A 2,000-nucleotide genomic window follows, 5' to 3' on the forward strand; every position below is an offset into this window, starting at 1 on the left:
CAGGTGCACGGCCACCGCGAGGGCGTCGTCCCCGTCGACGCACCGGACCAGCAGCGCGTGGCTGCCCAACCGGTCGACGCGCCTCACCGGAAGCCCGCGACCCGGACCCCGGCCGCGTCCAGCGCCCGTCGCACCGCCCTGGCGGCCTCGACGGCGCCCGGTCCGTCCCCGTGCACGCAGATGCTCTCGACGGGCAGGTCCACCACCGCACCGTCGGTCGCCACGACCGTCCCCTCGGTCGCGATCCGTACCGCCCGAGACGCCACCGCGTCGGGGTCGTGCAGCACCGCGCCCGGCTCGGACCTGGGTGCGAGCCGCCCCTGCGGGGTGTAGGCCCGGTCGGCGAACGCCTCGTGCACCACGCGCAGGCCCGCGCGGCGCGCCTCGTCGGCCACGACCGTGCCCGGCTGGGCCAGCAGCGGAAGGTCGGGGTCGACCTCACGCACCGCCGTGACCACGGCCCTGGCCTGCGCCGTGTGGTGGGTGATCGCGTTGTAGAGGGCACCGTGCGGCTTGACGTGCCCCACCGTCGCCCCCACGGCCCCCGCCAGGGCCGCAAGGGCACCGACCTGGTACACCACGTCGTCGATGAGCTCACGCGGGGCCACGTCCATGAACCGGCGCCCGAAGCCCACCAGGTCCCGGTAGGCCACGTGGGCACCCACACCCACCCCGGCGGCCGCGGCGGCGGCGCACGTCGCACGGATCGTGGACGGGTCACCCGCGTGGAACCCGCACGCGACGTTGGCGCTGGACACGACCTGGACGATCGCCTCGTCGTCGCCCATGCCCCACGCCCCGAAGGACTCCCCCAGGTCGCTGTTGAGGTCGATGCGCATGCCCCTACTGTCCCAGCAGGCCCCGACCCGGTCACGGGACGGGGGTCACTCCCAGTCGCCGGTGCGCTCCTTCCACACGCTCCACCGACCGCTCACCGCGGCCCGACCGCGCTCGAGGAACGTGGCGGCGAGCACCGCCACCAGGCCCGCGCCCGCGACCGCGAGCCACGTCCCGGCCCCGCCCCACGACGGGAGCAGCTCGACCAGGGGCACGACCACCAGCAGCACGACCGCCGCCAGGAGCACCACCACCCCGGTCGCCACCCGGCGTCGCACCCGCGTCAGGACCCCCCAGGCGACGACCAGCAGGCCGAGGACGGCCGCGGCCGCAGCGTGCCCGGGGGCCCCGGTGACCGCCAGCACGAATGAGGCCCCGACGACGAACACCACACCCACCAGCTCGGTGACCACCAACGGCCCTGACCCCGGTCGGCGGGCCCGACGACGGCGGTCCGCGCGCCACAGGGAGACCACCGACAGCAGCGCCAGGCCCACCGGCACGGTGTACCAGGGGGCCGCGTCCCGCCCCAGCTGCCCCGCGCCCAGCACCCAGGCCACGCACGCCAGCAGCGGCCCTGCCGCCTGAAGGACCACGCGGTCGTGCACCACCCCGAGCGCGACCACGAGGACGGCACCTGCGACGAACGCCGGCACGAGGAGAACCTCGTCTGCGCCGGGCCCCCACCCGTGCAGGACGCCGACCACCGCGGCGACGACACCCATCCACCGGGTGGCGCCCGACCAGGGCGAGTGTGGCGGCCGGCCGGCGACGTGCTGCAGGAGCAGGGCCACACCCACCCCGGCCGCGAGCACCACGAAGAACGCGCCCCTGGTCAGGGTGGGCGCACCCAGGGCGTGGCCCAGCAGGCCGAGCGCCACCAGGAGCGCCAGGGTGCACACGGTCCGCAAGGCGCCGGCGCGCAACGGCTGCGCGGCGAACCCCGCGGCCACGCCCACCGTGGCCAGCCCCACGAACGACCACACCGTGGGCCCGCCACCACCGGTCGGAAGTGCCGTGAGGAACGCGGCCGCCACACCCACCAGAGCACCCGCGCCACCCCAGGTGGCGGGCCAGGACCGGTGGAGCACCCCGATACGGGCGACCGCGGCCGCACCCAGGGCCACCAACGCCCCCAGGACGGTCGTCGCGTCGAGCGCGGT

The 2,000-nt window shown here is 76.4% G+C and carries 2 protein-coding genes; both read right to left on the reverse strand.

The genetic code is table 11. The features are described from left to right. Positions 1 to 83 precede the first annotated feature (83 nt). Complete coding sequence (locus N869_RS14730; RefSeq protein ID WP_035062897.1) at positions 84 to 839, reverse strand: LamB/YcsF family protein; 756 nt, start codon at positions 837 to 839, stop codon at positions 84 to 86. Between the two features lie 45 nt (positions 840 to 884). Then, the coding region (locus N869_RS18000) for a hypothetical protein (protein WP_035062899.1) at positions 885 to 2,000 on the reverse strand (1,116 nt) is incomplete at its 5' end.

This window comes from Cellulomonas bogoriensis 69B4 = DSM 16987 (genome assembly GCF_000767165.1).
Lineage (GTDB): Bacteria > Actinomycetota > Actinomycetes > Actinomycetales > Cellulomonadaceae > Actinotalea > Actinotalea bogoriensis.

Coding starts and splice junctions, on each gene's coding strand:
- N869_RS14730 (WP_035062897.1), bottom strand. CDS start 839: ATGCGCATCGACCTCAACAGCGACCTGGGGGAGTCCTTCGGGGCGTGG.